Source organism: Pseudomonas sp. SORGH_AS_0211 (genome assembly GCF_031453455.1).
GTDB classification, from domain to species: domain Bacteria; phylum Pseudomonadota; class Gammaproteobacteria; order Pseudomonadales; family Pseudomonadaceae; genus Chryseomonas; species Chryseomonas aestiva.
This window is the reverse complement of the sequence record NZ_JAVIZV010000001.1, coordinates 449840-467953: the sequence shown is the minus strand read 5'-3', so window position 1 is coordinate 467953 and position 18114 is coordinate 449840. Positions and strand designations below refer to the sequence as shown.

14 protein-coding genes, 2 tRNA genes and 3 rRNA genes are annotated in these 18114 nt (G+C 61.3%); 2 read left to right on the top strand and 17 right to left on the bottom strand.

Features of this window, described 5'->3' with window-relative positions; genetic code table 11:
• Positions 1-63: 63 nt before the first annotated feature.
• From QE393_RS02155 to QE393_RS02130, 6 genes are all read right to left on the bottom strand, one after another.
• A complete protein-coding gene (locus QE393_RS02155; RefSeq protein ID WP_310041859.1) occupies positions 64-2112 on the bottom strand; it encodes an AsmA family protein in 2049 nt (682 codons plus the stop codon).
• Between the two features lie 67 nt (positions 2113-2179).
• Entirely contained in the window at positions 2180-3313 is a 1134-nt protein-coding gene (locus QE393_RS02150; protein WP_310041858.1) for an MFS transporter, read from the bottom strand.
• Positions 3310-4110 (bottom strand): DeoR/GlpR family DNA-binding transcription regulator, encoded by an 801-nt coding sequence (locus tag QE393_RS02145; protein ID WP_310041857.1) that lies wholly within the window; start codon positions 4108-4110, stop codon positions 3310-3312. The genes QE393_RS02150 and QE393_RS02145 overlap by 4 nt, the downstream gene beginning before the upstream one ends.
• A gap of 56 nt (positions 4111-4166) precedes the next feature.
• A complete protein-coding gene (locus QE393_RS02140) occupies positions 4167-5057 on the bottom strand; it encodes an EamA family transporter (protein WP_273809667.1) in 891 nt (296 codons plus the stop codon).
• A gap of 143 nt (positions 5058-5200) precedes the next feature.
• A complete protein-coding gene (locus QE393_RS02135; protein ID WP_273809665.1) occupies positions 5201-5587 on the bottom strand; it encodes a DUF3140 domain-containing protein in 387 nt (128 codons plus the stop codon).
• The gene (locus QE393_RS02130; protein ID WP_310041856.1) at positions 5584-6102 is read right to left on the bottom strand and encodes a hypothetical protein; all 519 of its coding nucleotides are present in this window, start codon (positions 6100-6102) and stop codon (positions 5584-5586) included. Before QE393_RS02130 ends, QE393_RS02135 begins: the two co-directional genes overlap by 4 nt.
• A 123-nt stretch (positions 6103-6225) precedes the next feature.
• On the opposite strand from QE393_RS02130, the gene QE393_RS02125 reads away from it, so the two are divergent.
• Together QE393_RS02125 and QE393_RS02120 are read left to right on the top strand one after the other, a co-directional pair.
• The gene (locus tag QE393_RS02125; protein WP_310041854.1) at positions 6226-7161 is read left to right on the top strand and encodes an alpha/beta fold hydrolase; all 936 of its coding nucleotides are present in this window, start codon (positions 6226-6228) and stop codon (positions 7159-7161) included.
• Between the two features lie 120 nt (positions 7162-7281).
• Entirely contained in the window at positions 7282-7746 is a 465-nt protein-coding gene (locus QE393_RS02120; protein WP_310041853.1) for a hypothetical protein, read from the top strand.
• A gap of 42 nt (positions 7747-7788) precedes the next feature.
• On the opposite strand, the gene QE393_RS02115 is transcribed toward QE393_RS02120, so the two are convergent.
• The 11 genes from QE393_RS02115 to pdxJ all read right to left on the bottom strand — a co-directional run bounded on the left by QE393_RS02115 (position 7789) and on the right by pdxJ (position 18113).
• Positions 7789-9081, bottom strand: a complete 1293-nt coding sequence (locus tag QE393_RS02115; RefSeq protein ID WP_273809659.1) for an MFS transporter — start codon at positions 9079-9081, stop codon at positions 7789-7791.
• Positions 9082-9179: 98 nt separating this feature from the next.
• On the bottom strand, positions 9180-9638 hold the full coding sequence (locus QE393_RS02110; RefSeq protein WP_273809658.1) for a DUF3301 domain-containing protein: 459 nt from the start codon (positions 9636-9638) through the stop codon (positions 9180-9182).
• 28 nt (positions 9639-9666) lie between these two features.
• Positions 9667-9846, bottom strand: a complete 180-nt coding sequence (locus QE393_RS02105; protein ID WP_037006863.1) for a hypothetical protein — start codon at positions 9844-9846, stop codon at positions 9667-9669.
• Entirely contained in the window at positions 9843-10595 is a 753-nt protein-coding gene (locus QE393_RS02100; RefSeq protein ID WP_310041851.1) for a type III pantothenate kinase, read from the bottom strand. Before QE393_RS02100 ends, QE393_RS02105 begins: the two co-directional genes overlap by 4 nt.
• Positions 10585-11529: a bifunctional biotin--[acetyl-CoA-carboxylase] ligase/biotin operon repressor BirA gene (gene birA / locus QE393_RS02095; RefSeq protein ID WP_310041849.1), complete on the bottom strand. Its 945-nt coding sequence runs from the start codon at positions 11527-11529 to the stop codon at positions 10585-10587. The genes QE393_RS02100 and birA overlap by 11 nt, the downstream gene beginning before the upstream one ends.
• Before the next feature lie 83 nt (positions 11530-11612).
• Positions 11613-11728, bottom strand: a 5S ribosomal RNA gene (rrf, locus tag QE393_RS02090).
• 158 nt (positions 11729-11886) lie between these two features.
• Positions 11887-14779, bottom strand: a 23S ribosomal RNA gene (locus QE393_RS02085).
• A 307-nt stretch (positions 14780-15086) separates the two neighbouring features.
• Positions 15087-15162: transfer RNA gene (locus QE393_RS02080), tRNA-Ala, on the bottom strand.
• Between the two features lie 6 nt (positions 15163-15168).
• A tRNA-Ile gene (locus QE393_RS02075) sits at positions 15169-15245 on the bottom strand.
• A gap of 96 nt (positions 15246-15341) precedes the next feature.
• Positions 15342-16878 (bottom strand): 16S ribosomal RNA (locus tag QE393_RS02070).
• The 16S, 23S and 5S rRNA genes sit together here with 2 tRNA genes alongside, the layout of an rRNA operon.
• Before the next feature lie 494 nt (positions 16879-17372).
• On the bottom strand, positions 17373-18113 hold the full coding sequence (gene pdxJ, locus QE393_RS02065) for a pyridoxine 5'-phosphate synthase (protein ID WP_310041848.1): 741 nt from the start codon (positions 18111-18113) through the stop codon (positions 17373-17375).
• Between the last annotated feature and the right edge of the window lies 1 nt (position 18114).

Genomic DNA, 18114 nt, shown 5'->3' with positions numbered 1-18114 from the left:
GCCCGTCAGACGCCGCCGAACGGTCGTCTGTCAAGTACCGAGAACCGGCTCTGGCGCAAGAGTTCAACGCCCTGAGCGCATCTGCTGCAACAGGGCGCTGCACTGGGCGCCCTGCTCGTTGCTGGGCGCCACCAGTGCCAGCAGACCGGCGGCCGGTGCTGCGAAGGTGGCCAGCAGTGCCGCCGCCGCACCGCGGGCCGCCAATGGCAATGCCTTGACCCCCGGCGAGGGACTCTTCAGGGTGCCGCGCACATAGAGCGGCGAGCGCAGCGAGAAGATGCGCAGGCCCTTGCTGTGGGGATCGACGGTGAGATCCAGGCGCTCGCTCGCCAGGTTGACGGTGCCGGTGATGTTGATCAGGGCGTTCTCGGTGTCGAGCACGAAGACCTGGGGCTGCACCTGGCCCTTCTTGAAGTCGAGATCGGCGACCGCACAGTTGATCTCCACCTCGTCGTCGCCGAAGAGCCGATCGACCAGGTAGTTGCCGACATTGAGTCCGGCCAGCTCCATTAGGCTGCGGCTGATACGGCCGTCGTTCATCAGCAGCTTGAGTTCGCCGTTGCTGGTGCCGAGCAGCGCCGCCACCGAATTGCCGGTGCCACTCAGGGTGGCGTCGCCATTGAGCTCGCCCATGCTGCGCTTCATGGTCTCCACGGTAGGAAACAGTTGATTCAGCTTGACCCGGCGCACGTGCAGATCGACCCGCCCCTGCAGCGGCGTCTTGTCGCCTTCCAGGCGCACCGTGGTGTTCAGATCGCCCCCGGCCACGCCGAAACGCAGGGGATCGAGCAGCAGCACACCATCGGTCAGGCGCACGTGGGTATTCAGATCGGTGATCGGCAGCTGCGCGTTCTGCACGATGCGCTTGCCGGTGAAGCGTACGTCGGCATCCATGGCGCGCCAGCGCTCGGTGCGGAATTCGGAGACCGGCAGCGCCTTGTCCGCCGGCTGCTGGCTGGTCTCGCCCTTGGCCGCCTGCTGCTCCTTGGTATCGGCGCCGATCAGCGGTGCCAGGTCCTCGAACAGCAACTGATCGGAGCGCAGGGTGCCACTGAGCTTGGGTCGCGGCTTGCCGCCGGTGAACAGCACCTCGCCATGCAGATCGCTCTTGCCGACCCGGCCATTGAAGTCTTCATAGCTGAAGCGCGCGCCCGCCGGGTCGTTGAGCTTGACCGTGAGATGGCCATCGGTGGCATAGGGCGCCGTCTCCGGCAGGGTGACCCCGGTCAGCGGATAGAGCTGCGCCAGGCTCTTGCCTTCCAGCACCAGGTGCAGATCCAGGGCGCCCAGGCGCCGCGGATCGGTCAGGGTGCCAAAGACCTGGACACGGGTATCGCCCGCCCGGGCATCGAGCTGGATGGGGAAAGGCACATCGGCGTCCTGCAGCGCCAGCAGCCCACCGATCTGGCCACGGCCACTGACCGGCACCTGCTTGTAGCTGCCGTCCACCGCCAGGGCGAACTGGAAGGGCTGGGTCTGCTTGACGTTGGAGCGCTGGCGCGAGGTGCCCTGCTTGCCCACCAGATCGGCATAGGCGATGGGAGCGTCCAGGGAAGTGATCCGCGCGCGCAGCCGGGTAGCGGTCTGGGCATCGTCGAAGCCGACCTGGCCGGCGTCGAAGCCGATGGTGCCGATGTCGACGGTCCAGGCCGAAGGCTCGGCCTTGGGGTCCTTCTCGGCGGTCTCGAAGGTCCAGCTGTTGCGGCCATCGGCGAGTCGCTGGGCATTGACCACCGGCCCGCTGAGGTCGATGCGCGGGATATAGATCTGCTTGGCCAGCAGGGCCAGCGGCGAGATCCGCAACTGCACCCGGTCGAGGTGAACGAAAGTCTTTTCCTTCGCCCAATCCGGGTTGCCCAGGGTCAGGTCTTCGGCGGCGATGTGCGGCCAGGGAATCCAGGCGCGCCAGCTGCCCTGATCCGGCTCGCGGTGCCAGACCACGCCCAGGTTGCCCTCGATGGCGAAGGGCCGGTGCAGGGCGCTCGACACCTGCTCGTTGATGGTCGGCTTGAGCCGATTCCAGTCGAAGGTGGCCAGCACCACCACCAGCAGGACGAACAGCAGCAGGATGATTCCCAGCAGCCAGGCGAGGATCTTGCGTGGGCGCGTCATGGCCGCCTCCTTGGATTTCCGTTCCCTCTTGGGTCTGCTCAGCGCAGCGGGGTTCCCTGGACAGACATCATGCCTTGCGTTGGCGCAGGGCGAGCAGCGCCACCGCCACCCCGATCAGGGTCAACAGCAGCAGACTGCCACGCAGGCCCACCTGCCCCGCTACGGCGCCGATCAGCGGCGGGCCGAGCAGGAAACCGAGATAGCCGGCCGTGGCGGTCATGGCGATACCCGCAGCCGGCGTCTCGGCCACCTGGCCGGCGGCGCTGAAGGCCGCGGGCACCACATTGGACAGGCCCAGGCCGACCAGCGCGAAGCCGAGGATGGCGGTCCAGGGCGCCGGCAGGAGGACCGCCAGCGCCAGTCCCAGGGTCGCCAGCAGGGCACCGCCAACGATTACCTGGGGGCCGCCGAAGCGAGCGCGGATGCCGTCGCCGAACAGCCGGCCCACCAGCATGGTCAGCGAAAAGGCCGCATAGCCCAGGGTTGCCACCACCGGACTCGCCCCGCCCACCTGGCCCAGGTAGACGGCGCTCCAGTCGGTCATGGCGCCCTCCAGCATCAGGCAGCCCAGGGCGATCAGTCCCAGCGCCAGGACCCGCCGATCCGGCAGCCGCAGGGCCTGACTCACCGGACTGCGATCGCCTTCGTCCAGGGCCAGGGCGGCGGGCAGCGCCAGCACCAGCGCCGCCAGGGCCGCAGTCAGCAGCACCGCCAGCGCCGAGGCGCCCAGGTGCAGCACCAGCGCCCCCAGGCCGGCGCCAAGAAATCCGCCCAGGCTGAAGGCAGCGTGGAAGGACGACATCAGCGGGCCGTTCCAGCGGCTTTCGACATCGCTGGCATGGGCGTTCATGGCCACGTCGATCAGCCCGTTGCAGGCGCCGAGCAGCAGTGCGCAGGGCAGCAGCCAGCCCAGGGACGGCGCCACCCCGGGCCAGCTCAGCACCAGCACGAAGGCCAGGATGCTCAGGCGGGTGAGGCGTCCGGTCCCGCCCAGGCGCGGCACCAGCACCCCGGCGAAGGGCATGGTCAGCAGGGCGCCCAGGGCGACCGCCAGCAGCACCAGACTGAGTTGGCCGTCGCCCAGCGCCAGATCGCGCTTGAGTTCGGGAATGGCCGCCGCCCAGCCGCCGATCCCGCAACCGTTGGCGAGAAAGACGGTAAAGGTGGCGCGACGTTGGCGACGCAATACGGCAGCAGTCATGGCGATCCTTGGGCGCGAGTCTGGCGATCGAGCGAATGCAGCTGCAGCCCGGCGTCACGATAGGGCTGCAGGCGCTCCTCGCTCAGCCCCGGTTCCAGCACCAGATGGTTCAGCTGATCGAGCCGGAGCACGTGATAGAAGGCCACGCTGTCGAGCTTCTCGGCGGTCACCGCGACGGCGACCTGGCTACTCTGCTCGGCCACGGCCACCTTGAATTCGGCTTCTTCCAGGTCGAAGCCGGTCACGCCGGTTTCCACCGCCAGGGCGCAGGTCCCGAGAAAGGCCAGGTCGGCGCGCACGCCACGCAGGTCACGCAGGGCCCGGGCGCCCAGGCAGGCACCCGACTCCGGCGCAGCCAGGCCGCCGATCATCAGCACCCGGATCCCCGGGCGCTGCAGCAGCGCCGCGGCGATCACCGGTGCATTGGTGGCCACGGTCAGGTCAAGATCCGTGGGTAGCGCCTGGGCGATGGCCAGATTGGTCGAGCCGGCGTCCAGCAGCAGCAATTGCCCCCGTTGCGCCAGCCTGGCCGCGGCTCGCCCGAGTGTCTGCTTGGCCGCCTCGTCCTGAGCGATACGCGCCGGCAGCGCCTCCGGCGGCGTCAGCAGCGAGAGCGCCCCGCCGTACACCCGACGGCACAGGCCCTGGCGGGCCAGTTCGCGCAGGTCGCGACGCACGCTGTCTTCGGAAATGCCCCAGGTCGCGGCCAGTTCGGCCGACAGGACCCGGCCCTGTTCGCGCAACAGGGCCAGGATCGCGGCCTGGCGTTCTTCGGGAAGGTGGACGGCTGCGTTCATGCTGATACTCCAAGAGGACCAGCACATCATGCACAATCATTTACGACCGTGCAACATCACGCACTGGACGACGCCTTGCTCCGGGCATCCAGCCAGCGGCCACCAAAGACATTGATCAGCAGCCCGAGCATGACCGCCACGCCGCCCACTTCCTGCTGAGTGGTCATCTGCTCACCCAGCAGCACGGCGGCCGAGCTCAGCCCCACCACCGGCACCAGCAGCGAAAAGGGCGCTACCTGGCCGGCCGGATAACGCGACAGCAGCCGGCTCCAGATGCCGTAGCCAACCAGGGTAGCGATAAAGGCCAGGTAGACGATGGCAAAGACCGAGCCGCCCGACAGCGACGTCAGCGCCGTGGCGATCTGCTCGGGGCCTTCAAGCAGCAGCGACAGGATGAAGAAGGGGATGGGGGGGATCAGGCTGCCCCAGACCACCAGGCCGAGCATGTCCACCTTGCCGATCTTCTTGGTGACGATATTGCCCAGCCCCCACATGGCCGCCGCCGCCAGGGTCAGCAGGAAACCGGCCAGGGTCATGGTGACGCCATGTTCGGTGCCGATCAGCAGCAGGCCGAGCGCCGCCACCAGCAGCCCGACCAGACTCGCCCGCCGTACCTTTTCCCCGAGGAAGGTAGCGGCGAAGGCCAGGGTAAAGAAGGCCTGGGCCTGCAATACCAGCGAGGCCAGCCCAGCCGGCATGCCCACGTACATGGCCGAGAACAGAAAGGCGAACTGGCCCAGCGAAATGGTCAGGCCGTAGGCCAGCAGCAATCGCCAGGAGACCTGGGGGCGTCGCACGAAAAGGATGGCCGGAAAGGCCGCCAGGCAGAATCTCAGGGCGCCCAGCAGCATGGGCGGCACGCCATGCAGGCCGAGCTTGATGACCACGAAGTTCACCCCCCAGGCCAGGATGACGACCAGTGCCAGCAACAGATCCCGGGGTGCCATCGACAACTCCTTGAACACGTTCAGATAGATAGGCGGCTACCCTACTCCTTTGTGTCCGCGCTGCGGCGTCACAGTTGCCCACAAATTCGGCCAGTCACTCTCTGCAAAAGAAAAACCGCAGCCTGGGCTGCGGTTCGTCGGGATCAGGCACTGCGCTTGTCGCGCAGGGGGTCGTGGCCCCAGTTCATAAGCGACTTGCGCCAGCGCGAGTCTTCGATGTCGCCGTCCGGTCGCTGCTTGAGATGGCGATGCACATAGCCGATGACCTTGCGCATGGCCTTGTAGTCATCGTCTTCCAGTTCGGCCTGGCGCTTGCCCTTGAGCTCCAGGATACGCTCACCCATGGCATGGCCGACCGCCTTGCCATCGTTGGCCGCCGTGACCTTCTTGCCACCCTTGGTCATGCCCACGCCCTTGCTGGTGTCGCCACTGAGCCATTTGCGCAACTGGCTCGGGGTCATGTTGACCACCTGCTTGAACTCGCTGCGGACGTCTTTCTTGTCGTCATCGGCCGCCTTCTTGGTGCTCATTTTTCACCTGCCTTTTGCAACGCCTTGACCAGTTCGTCTTTCTTCATGCGCGAACGCCCCCGCACCTCGCGGCGCGCCGCTCGCTTCATCAGCTCGTCCTTGGTCAGGCCGGCTAGGCCCGACTCACGCGCCGCGGCCGTTTTGCGCGCCACATCGGCGGGTTGCTTGGAGTGCTGCTGGCCCCGTCGCGTGTCACGGCGCTTCTTGGCGGTGGTGCGCTGGTACTCTTCCTTGCTCAGGGAGTCCCGGGCCTTTTCCGGCAGATAGCGTTCGCTGGTCTCCTCGGACTTCTTGCCGGAGCGGGTGTCCCACTTCTCGTCGGTCCACTGCTGCAGATGATTGTCCTTGCCCTTGTCGCCCTGGTATTCGCCACCGCGCTTCTGGTACTCCTGGGAGGCCAGTTGCGCCTTGCGCGCCGACCACTGACCGGGCTTGCCGCCCTTGTCGCCCTCGGTAATCTCTTTCTTCACCTTTTCCCAGAGTTCGGGATCGCTCTTCTTGGCCGTCGCACTCATGGCTCACCTCGGATTGGGGGTCACTGCAGTCGCTGTCTCTAGGATGACTGTCCAACCGAAACGGGGGTTCGCGCCAGGCGACGAACGCCCCTACCCCGCGTCTTCCGGTATCCAGAGAAAGCCATGTCCCTCGCCACCCTGCTCCGCCGTCGCCTGATCCCGCTGCTCTTCGTCACCCTGCTGGTAGGGGTTGGGGTCCCCTATGGCTGCTCGGAATTGGCCTATCGCGAACGCCAGTGGGTCTTCAGCATCGAGCCCGGCAACGCCAGCTGGTTCACCGGCGTGCCGGAAGGCGTCCGCCAGTTCAATCTGCCGGTCCCCGACGGCCTGACCGGCACCGACTACCTGCACGCCTGGTGGTGGCCCGCCCGCCGTCCGGACGCCCCCACCCTGCTCTATCTGCATGGCACCCGCTGGAATCTCACCGCCCAGGTCCGGCGCATCGCCACCCTGCGGCAACTCGGTTATTCGGTACTGGCCATCGACTATCGCGGCTTTGGCGAAAGTCCTGGCGACGTGCCCTCCGAACGCAGCGTCTACCAGGATGCCCGTGTCGCCTGGAAGTACCTGCAGAGCCTGCAACCCGATCCTCGCAAGAGATACATCTATGGCCACTCTCTGGGCGGCGCCGTCGCGGTGGACCTGGCCTGGCGCATCGCCCGCGACGGGGATCCCACTGGCGACTACCCCGCCGCGGCCGGCCTGATCATCGAATCCACCTTCACCACCCTGGCCGATGCCGCCTCGGCGGTAGTCGACACCCGCTTTCCCCTGCGCTGGCTGATGTCGGAGAAATTCGATTCCCTGGACAAGATCCCGGACATCCATATCCCGGTGCTCATCGTCCACGGTGGCGACGATCGCTATGTGCCTCCACGCTTCAGCGAGGCCCTCTATGCGGCGGCTCGGCCGCCCAAGCGTCTGCTGCTGATCCCCGGCGGGACCCACTCCAACAGCATGGTGATAGGCACGCGCGACTACGCCGCCGCCTTGCGCGAACTGTTCGGCGGCGCTCAACTGAGTGGAGCGGAAAAGGGGCAATCATCGACGGGAAGCTAGAGACTTTCTGAAAGGCATCGACGGCGCTGATAGTCACTATCTGGCCAGTCTATTTTTTCTGGGCGGTCCTGCTCGGGATACTGAACGCACTCCAGCACAGTTTCCCCAGAGGACACCACCATGAACCTGCGTATCGCCTTCGGTTTCGCCCTGACCGCCCTGGCCCTGAACACCTTCGCCCAGGACTTCGCCTTCACCCCGAACGCTGCCACCCAGATCGCCGAGGAATCCGGCCAACGCCCACTGGGCCAGCTGATCAAGCAACAGCAGCAGCGCCTGCAGCAACGCACCCTGGCCGAAGAATCCAGCCTGCGGCCGCTGGGTGAGGTCATCAAGCAGCAGCAACGCCAGCTGCAGGAACGTCGGATCGCCGAGGAATCCAGCCTGCGCCCCCTGGGTCAGGTCATCGAAGACCAGCAGCAGCGTCTCGGTGACGATGCAGTGGCCGAGGAATCCAGCCAGCGCCCCATGGGTCGGCTGATCGACCGCCAGCAGCATCACCTGCAGAATGGCGCCCTGGCCGAAAATGGCTCGGCCCAGACCCTCGACCGCCTGATCAAGGCCGGCCAGACCCGTCAGGCCTGAGCCCTACCTGCCCCTTCCTGCCCGGCCTCGCGCCGGGCTCGCTCAATGGATCTTCTCGCTACCCGGCCCAATGCTGGCAGGGGCCTCCACCACCATCTCCTGCGGCACCTCGTCGATGCGCGGATCCAGTGCCGCCGCCATCGGACTCACCGAATCCGGCATGGCCACATGATGCAGCGGTGCCGCGTCCAACCGGTGCTCGCCACTGACGAAACGGGGCTGCACGAAGACGATCAGGATCAGCGCATAGGCCGAGGTCAGTACATAGAAGGTGCCGGGGCCGAAATGCTCCATGGCCGCGCCGGCCAGCAGTGGCCCGATGCAGGCACCGACGCCATAGGTGGTCAGCAGCATCGCCGACAATTCCACCCGCCGCTCGGGCTCGACGTGATCGTTGGCAAAGGCCGTGGCCAGCGGATAGAGGGTGAACAGCAGCATCCCCGAGACGAAGCCCGCGGCCAGCAGCCAGGGATAGGGCAAGCTGATCAGCCCCCACAGCGGCACCGCCGCCAGGCACAGCAGCACCGCATTGGCACGGATCAGCTTGCAGCGGTCAAGACGATCCGACAGCCAGCCCAGCGGCCACTGCGCGCAGAAACCCGCGACGATGCACAGCCCGACATAGAAGCTCGACTGCGCCGTATCCAGGCCACTGCGACTGGCGAATACCGGCGCCAGGCCATAGAAGCCCCCTACCAGCAGGCCCGCGGTAAAGATGGTCACCAGCGACTGGGGTACCCGCTGCCAGAAGAAACGGATTTCCAGCGGCGCCGCCACCAGCTTGGCCGGGTGCACCCGGCGGGTCATGGCCAGGGGAATCAGGCAGGAGGCGAAGCAGATGGCGACCAGCAGCAGCGGCTTGTAGTCGAGTTGCGGATGCCAGGCCAGCAGCGCCTGGCCGATCACCAGCCCCAGGTCCACCGCTACCATGTAGCCGGCGAACACCTTGCCGCGCTGGTGATTTTCCGCCTGCTCGTTGAGCCAGCTCTCGATCACCATGTACTGGTTCATCATCACCACGCCCATGACAAATCTCAGCGCGATCCAGACGTTCAGGTCATCGATCAGGGCGTGGATCAGCACGGTGACCGTCGCTGCGCCCGCGCAGGCCACATAGGAACGGATATGGCCGACACTGGCGATCAGCCGATGGCCGAACTTGCCACCGCAGACCAGTCCGAAATAGTAGGCCGCCATCAGGGCGCCGGTCCACAGGTCCCCCGCGCCCTCGCCGGTCAGTCTCAGACCGATATAGGTGGTGAAGAGGCCGGAGCCGGCCAACATCAGGAGAGTAGCGAAATAGAGCGCAGGAAAGGTAACGAGAGGGCTGAACATCAGGGATCACATGAAAAGAAGCGGAAAGCCAGAACGGACCAGCCGGAGCTGATCGACGGGACTACGGAAGGAAAAGCATTAGGAGATAGCGCCGGAAATCACTCCGGCTCTTGGCGCCTGCTGGTCTCGGTACGCTGGCGCTGCCGCCACTGATCCAGATAGACCACCTGGCCGTGCTCGGGCTTGGCCTGATAGGCAGGCGCTGAAGCCACCACCGAATCCGCCGTTGGGCGTTCCACCTCGGGCACCACGAAAGGCGCGAACTCGACCTTGGCCAGCGTCTTGCCGAACAGAGCCAGAGAGGCATCGAGCCGCTCTTCGCCCGTCACGGTGAATTCGAAGGCGAACAACCGCGCCAGGCGCTTGCGCCCCTTGGCATCGGCCAGCCAGCGAAAGCGGGAAAAGGCCACGGCGCCATCGAGCAGCATGACCTTGCGGCGACGACACTCCTGCTCGGCCAGCACCAGCGCCCGTTCGCGAATGCCGTGGGCGTGCCAGAACCACAGGCCAATGCCGACTGCGCCCAGTAACAGGCAGAGATTACCTAGCGTCAGCATCTTCGCTCCTCATCGAAGGGTACCGCCGTCACTGACGCCGTGCAGCGTCACCAGATGCCGTCTCGTTCAACAGGCGAATGTTTTCACGCTCGCCTTTGTACAGCGCCAGAGGGGCGATTTCCTTACCCAGCAACGGCACCTGCTGTTGGTGCCATATGTAGTAGAAAACGTTCAGTACCACCAATAGCAGAAACAACCAACGCATCATTCGTTCTCGAGCGGACACGCCAAAGCCAATCCAGCAAACACCATATCGGGCACGATTCGCGCGCCCGGAACGACATGTTTGACCAGTTCCGCGTCACCCCCGGTCAGAAAGATCTCGCAACCTTCGGCGAACATCTCCTGAGCCAGTTCGTACTGGGTACGGACGAATCCCTTGAGCATGTACAGACACCCACGCTCCACGGCCTCGCTGGTCGTGCGTCCCGGCGCCTCGTAGCGTTCACCACTGGCCCAATGTGGATCGTAGCGGATCCGCCGGGTATGGGTCTGCAGTTCCCGACGCATCAACGGAATCCCCGGACAGATGAACCCTCCCTGGTGCTCGCCCTGGGCATCGACCAGATCGGCCGTGACCGCAGTGCCCAGATCCAGGACCACGCAAGCCTTGCCCTCGGCCAGTTGCACCGCGGCCAGGATCACCAGCCAGCGATCCATGCCCAGGCGCTGATGATCACGATAGCCATTGCGCACGCCATTCCAGGCCTCGACCGGAACGGCCTGGTGACAGGGAATACCGAAGGTAGCGGTCAGCCGCTCCTTGAGCCGCTGGGTCTCTTCGTCGCTGCGCACGCTGACCAGGCGACAAGCCGCCAGTGGCGGTGTATCCGGCTGGGACAACGCAGCCACCAGGGCATCGTCGCTGTCGACGATGCCCGTAGCGGCCACTTCGGCGCCGGCGGCAAGCAGCCGCCACTTGATCAGGCTGTTACCGCAATCGAGTTCAAGAATCATGATCTAGGCTCAGGCTCAATTCGCCACCGCTGAAGGCCTGTGTCCGACCGTCTACATGCATGAGGATAGCCCCATCTTCGGCAACTCCTGCCACTGTGCCCTGAATACAGCGAACCCCCGAAGACAGGGTTACCGCTCGACCTTGCCAGCCATGATAACGCTCCCACTCGCCACGCAGGGCGGCGAATCCGACCTGGCGATGAATCTGCCACAGGTTATCAATCTCGCGGAGCAGCAGGCTGGCAACCTGGTTGCGATCCTGCAGACCGCCCAGGGCTTCGGCCATGGAGATCCAGGGCTGATCGATGTTGTCGGCCAGACGCATGTTGACGTTGATACCGATGCCGATGATGGCCTGACAGACATCCTGCGGATCACCCGACAACTCGATGAGGATGCCGGCCAGCTTGCGGCCACGCACCAGAACGTCGTTGGGCCACTTCAGGCAGGCATCCTCGACGCCCAACTGTTGCAGCGTCCTGATGACCGCCAGGCCCATGGTCAGGCTCAGGGCCTGCAACTTCTGGATCCCGCCCTGGCTGGACACCACGGCGGTGAGATAGAGATTCTTGCCATAGGGACTTACCCAGGCGCGCCCACGACGGCCGCGACCGGCCTGCTGATGCTCGGCCAGCAAGGCGAATGGAGGCAATTGCTGATGCAGACGCCGCTGCGCTTCGGCATTGGTGGAGTCGATGGAAGCCAGGACCGTTACCGGCCAGCCGCCCTCCCGGGCGATCCGCTCCGCATCGAGCAGCGACAGGGGCTCTTCCAGGCGGTAACCCCGGCCCGGCACCTTGAACACCTCGACGCCCAGGTCATCTTCCAGCGTCTTCAGCCGCTTCCAGATGGCACTTCTGGAGACGCCCAGGGCCTCACCAAGCTCGACGCCGGAATGAAATTTTCCATCACTCAGCAGTTTCAGCAACGGCATTCCCAGACTCCGTTCGACTTTCTTCCGCCCCAAAGACAACACCCCCGCCAGAGTGAACTGAGCGGGGGTGCTGGGTGTTAGGCGCTTGACGATGACCTACTCTCACATGGGGAAACCCCACACTACCATCGGCGATGCATCGTTTCACTTCTGAGTTCGGGAAGGGATCAGGTGGTTCCAATGCTCTATGTTCGTCAAGCAATTCGGTTGGCTGACCAGGCGATGCTGCATGCCTGGCTGGCCCAATTGGGTCTGTGATCGAAGTAGACAACTCGTCCTGGGTCTTGCGAACCCACGCGCCGTTTTCGGCGTCGTCTTCCTCACGCTCTGACCGCGGTCAGATTGTTTGGGTGTTATATGGTCAAGCCTCACGGGCAATTAGTATCGGTTAGCTCAACGCCTCACAGCGCTTACACACCCGACCTATCAACGTCGTAGTCTTCGACGGCCCTTTAGGAAGCTCAAGGCTCCAGTGAGATCTCATCTTGAGGCAAGTTTCCCGCTTAGATGCTTTCAGCGGTTATCTCTTCCGAACGTAGCTACCCGGCAATGCCACTGGCGTGACAACCGGAACACCAGAGGTTCGTCCACTCCGGTCCTCTCGTACTAGGAGCAGCCCCTCTCAAATCTCAAACGTCCACGGCAGATAGGGACCGAACTGTCTCACGACGTTCTAAACCCAGCTCGCGTACCACTTTAAATGGCGAACAGCCATACCCTTGGGACCGGCTTCAGCCCCAGGATGTGATGAGCCGACATCGAGGTGCCAAACACCGCCGTCGATATGAACTCTTGGGCGGTATCAGCCTGTTATCCCCGGAGTACCTTTTATCCGTTGAGCGATGGCCCTTCCATACAGAACCACCGGATCACTAAGACCTACTTTCGTACCTGCTCGACGTGTCTGTCTCGCAGTCAAGCGCGCTTTTGCCTTTATACTCTACGACCGATTTCCGACCGGTCTGAGCGCACCTTCGTACTCCTCCGTTACTCTTTAGGAGGAGACCGCCCCAGTCAAACTGCCCACCATACACTGTCCTCGATCCGGATAACGGACCAGAGTTAGAACCTCAAGATTGCCAGGGTGGTATTTCAAGGATGGCTCCACGCAGACTGGCGTCCACGCTTCAAAGCCTCCCACCTATCCTACACAAGCAAGCTCAAAGTCCAGTGCAAAGCTACAGTAAAGGTTCACGGGGTCTTTCCGTCTAGCCGCGGATACACTGCATCTTCACAGCGATTTCAATTTCACTGAGTCTCGGGTGGAGACAGCGCCGCCATCGTTACGCCATTCGTGCAGGTCGGAACTTACCCGACAAGGAATTTCGCTACCTTAGGACCGTTATAGTTACGGCCGCCGTTTACCGGGGCTTCGATCAAGAGCTTCGCTTGCGCTAACCCCATCAATTAACCTTCCGGCACCGGGCAGGCGTCACACCCTATACGTCCACTTTCGTGTTTGCAGAGTGCTGTGTTTTTAATAAACAGTCGCAGCGGCCTGGTATCTTCGACCGGCATGAGCTTACGGGGTAAACCCTTCACCCTCACCGGCGCACCTTCTCCCGAAGTTACGGTGCCATTTTGCCTAGTTCCTTCACCCGAGTTCTCTCAAGCGCCTTGGTATTCTCTACCCGACCACCTGTGTCGGTTTGGGGTACGGTTCCTAGTTACCTGAAGCTTAGAGGCTTTTCCTGGAAGCATGGCATCAACCACTTCTCCTTCTAAAAGAAGGATCGTCATCAGCTCTCGGCCTTAACTGTCCGGATTTACCTAAACAGTCAGCCTACCACCTTAAACTTGGACAACCAACGCCAAGCTGGCCTAGCCTTCTCCGTCCCCCCATCGCAGTAACTAGAAGTACGGGAATATTAACCCGTTTCCCATCGACTACGCCTTTCAGCCTCGCCTTAGGGACCGACTCACCCTGCGTCGATTAACGTTGCGCAGGAACCCTTGGTCTTTCGGCGTGCGAGTTTTTCACTCGCATTGTCGTTACTCATGTCAGCATTCGCACTTCTGATACCTCCAGCAAGCTTCTCAACTCACCTTCACAGGCTTACAGAACGCTCCTCTACCGCATCACCAAAGGTGATACCCGTAGCTTCGGTGCCTGGTTTGAGCCCCGTTACATCTTCCGCGCAGGCCGACTCGACTAGTGAGCTATTACGCTTTCTTTAAAGGGTGGCTGCTTCTAAGCCAACCTCCTAGCTGTCTAAGCCTTCCCACATCGTTTACCACTTAACCAGGACTTTGGGACCTTAGCTGACGGTCTGGGTTGTTTCCCTTTTCACGACGGACGTTAGCACCCGCCGTGTGTCTCCCATGCTCGGCACTTCTGGGTATTCGGAGTTTGCATCGGTTTGGTAAGTCGGGATGACCCCCTAGCCGAAACAGTGCTCTACCCCCCAGAGTGATACATGAGGCGCTACCTAAATAGCTTTCGAGGAGAACCAGCTATCTCCGAGCTTGATTAGCCTTTCACTCCGATCCACAAGTCATCCCCTGCCTTTTCAACGGAAGTGGGTTCGGTCCTCCAGTCAGTGTTACCTAACCTTCAACCTGCTCATGGATAGATCGCCCGGTTTCGGGTCTATTCCCAGCGACTAAACGCCCTATTAAGACTCGCTTTCGCTACGCCTCCCCTATTCGGTTAAGCTCGCCACTGAAAATAAGTCGCTGACCCATTATACAAAAGGTACGCAGTCACCTAACAAAGTAGGCTCCCACTGCTTGTACGCATACGGTTTCAGGTTCTATTTCACTCCCCTCTCCGGGGTTCTTTTCGCCTTTCCCTCACGGTACTGGTTCACTATCGGTCAGTCAGGAGTATTTAGCCTTGGAGGATGGTCCCCCCATATTCAGACAGGGTTTCTCGTGCCCCGTCCTACTCGATTTCATTGATAAGAGCGTTTCGCGTACAGGGCTATCACCCACTATGGCCGCCTTTTCCAAAGCGTTCCGCTACTCTCAAATCAACTTAAGGGCTGGTCCCCGTTCGCTCGCCACTACTAAGGGAATCTCGGTTGATTTCTTTTCCTCAGGGTACTTAGATGTTTCAGTTCCCCTGGTTCGCCTCTTAACCCTATGGATTCAGGTTAAGATACCTAGCTTATGCTAGGTGGGTTTCCCCATTCAGAGATCTCCGGGTCACAGGTCATTTGCCACCTCACCGAAGCTTATCGCAGGCTATCACGTCTTTCATCGCCTCTGACTGCCAAGGCATCCACCGTATGCGCTTCTTCACTTGACCATATAACCCCAAGCAATCTCGCTGGCGTCACAAGGACGCTACCGATCTGCAGGGCGCTAAATGAGTGAAGACGACATTTCGCCGAAAACTTGCGCTTGAGTTCGCAAGATTTTACCTTGACGACACTAACTGCCAGTGAAAACAGTTAATGCAGTCTACTTCTATCACTTTCCCAATTTTTTAAAGAACAGTTCTGATCAAAGACCAGAAGTCAGCTTTTGTGCCCTTCTCATTACCTTTCGGTAGGGAGAAGTCAAAGGCTCACTTCTGAGCTTTTCAAGCAATCGCGTTAGCGGTTAGGTGGAAATGGTGGAGCCAAGGAGGATCGAACTCCTGACCTCCTGCGTGCAAGGCAGGCGCTCTCCCAGCTGAGCTATGGCCCCATCGATTGGTGGGTCTGGGCAGATTCGAACTGCCGACCTCACCCTTATCAGGGGTGCGCTCTAACCAACTGAGCTACAGACCCAATCGTCTTACCTTGAGTCTAACTAACTCAATTGCTCTTCTATCAGTGAATCAAGCAATTCGTGTGGGTGCTTGCCAGCAAGCTGACATCTTCGATTAAGGAGGTGATCCAGCCGCAGGTTCCCCTACGGCTACCTTGTTACGACTTCACCCCAGTCATGAATCACTCCGTGGTAACCGTCCTCCCGAAGGTTAGACTAGCTACTTCTGGAGCAACCCACTCCCATGGTGTGACGGGCGGTGTGTACAAGGCCCGGGAACGTATTCACCGTGACGTTCTGATTCACGATTACTAGCGATTCCGACTTCACGCAGTCGAGTTGCAGACTGCGATCCGGACTACGATCGGTTTTATGGGATTAGCTCCACCTCGCGGCTTGGCAACCCTTTGTACCGACCATTGTAGCACGTGTGTAGCCCTGGCCGTAAGGGCCATGATGACTTGACGTCATCCCCACCTTCCTCCGGTTTGTCACCGGCAGTCTCCTTAGAGTGCCCACCATAACGTGCTGGTAACTAAGGACAAGGGTTGCGCTCGTTACGGGACTTAACCCAACATCTCACGACACGAGCTGACGACAGCCATGCAGCACCTGTGTCTGAGTTCCCGAAGGCACCAATCCATCTCTGGAAAGTTCTCAGCATGTCAAGGCCAGGTAAGGTTCTTCGCGTTGCTTCGAATTAAACCACATGCTCCACCGCTTGTGCGGGCCCCCGTCAATTCATTTGAGTTTTAACCTTGCGGCCGTACTCCCCAGGCGGTCAACTTAATGCGTTAGCTGCGCCACTAAGATCTCAAGGATCCCAACGGCTAGTTGACATCGTTTACGGCGTGGACTACCAGGGTATCTAATCCTGTTTGCTCCCCACGCTTTCGCACCTCAGTGTCAGTGTTAGTCCAGGTAGTCGCCTTCGCCACTGGTGTTCCTTCCAATATCTACGCATTTCACCGCTACACTGGAAATTCCACTACCCTCTACCACACTCTAGCTAGACAGTTTTGGATGCAGTTCCCAGGTTGAGCCCGGGGATTTCACATCCAACTTATCAAGCCACCTACGCGCGCTTTACGCCCAGTAATTCCGATTAACGCTTGCACCCTTCGTATTACCGCGGCTGCTGGCACGAAGTTAGCCGGTGCTTATTCTGTCGGTAACGTCAAAACTCACAGGTATTCGCTGTAAGCCCTTCCTCCCAACTTAAAGTGCTTTACGACCCGAGGGCCTTCTTCACACACGCGGCATGGCTGGATCAGGCTTTCGCCCATTGTCCAATATTCCCCACTGCTGCCTCCCGTAGGAGTCTGGACCGTGTCTCAGTTCCAGTGTGACTGATCATCCTCTCAGACCAGTTACGGATCGTCGCCTTGGTAGGCCTTTACCCTACCAACTAGCTAATCCGACCTAGGCTCATCTAATAGCGTGAGGTCCGAAGATCCCCCACTTTCTCCCGTAGGACGTATGCGGTATTAGCGTTCCTTTCGAAACGTTGTCCCCCACTACTAGGCAGATTCCTAGGCATTACTCACCCGTCCGCCGCTGAATCGAGGAGCAAGCTCCTCTCATCCGCTCGACTTGCATGTGTTAGGCCTGCCGCCAGCGTTCAATCTGAGCCATGATCAAACTCTTCAGTTAAGTAGACTGATCGGGTTTTGAGAAAACCCTAAACTTGGCTCAGCAATCGCAAAAAACTCATGAATTCACGAGTTACTTGTGTTGCTGATAATCTTGCGACATCAGACTTATCTCACAAGCACCCACACGAATTGCTTGATTCAACTTGTTAAAGAGCAGTTGGTTGCGACCGTGTCGTCAACCGAGGCGCGCATTCTACGCCAGCCTCACATCCTGTCAAGCGTTGATTTGAACTTTTTCGTTTCAACTCAACCACTTGCGCCTGCCTGACGGGTCTAGCCAATCTCGGCAGTGGGAGGCGAATCCTACAGCATCCCAAGACGCTGTCAACCCCCTCCGCTTCATTTCGTCATCACCTTGAGGTGGAGACCCAATGGCGAAGAATCCGTGGACCCCTCGCCCGGCTCAGATCTAAGTGCTTGATTTTCAAGCCGCTTCAGCGTCTGCGCCGGAAGTGGGGCGCATTATAGGGGAGTTTCAGAGCAGGTCAACAGTTATTTTACGACCGAGTTGCAGCGGATCAATTCGGCCATGTCCCTGACCGCCTGCTTGAAGCCGACGAAAACCGCCTGGGCCACGATGGCATGGCCGATGTTCAGCTCGTTGATACCTGGCAGGGCCGCGATCGGCTGGACATTATGGTAGTTCAGGCCGTGGCCGGCATTGACCACCAGCCCGAGGCCGGTGGCGAAATCCACGGCCGTGGTCAGGCGCTGCAGCTCAAGGGTCTGCTCTTGCTGGGTGTCAGCCTCGGCATAACGACCAGTGTGCAATTCGATCACCGGGGCGTCGCTGTCCTTGGCGGCCTGAATCTGCTGCAGATCAGGGTCTATAAAGAGGGACACTTCCGAAGCGGGCAGCGCGGCAATGGCATCACGGATGCGCTGGACCTGCCCCAGGACATCCAGGCCACCTTCGGTCGTCAGTTCTTCCCGGCGCTCCGGTACCAGGCAGACGTGCTCGGGCCGGATCTCCCGAGCGAACGCCAGCATCTCGGGAGTCAGGGCGACTTCGAGATTCATGCGGGTCTGCAGGAGGTCACGCAGCAGGCGGACATCCCGCTCCTGGATATGGCGACGGTCCTCACGCAGGTGCAGGGTGATGCCATCCGCTCCCGCCTCTTCGGCGTCCAGTGCCGCCTTGACCGGATCGGGATATCTCGTACCCCGAGCCTGGCGCAGGGTGGCGACATGATCGATGTTGACGCCCAACAGAACACGACTGAACTCTTTCATG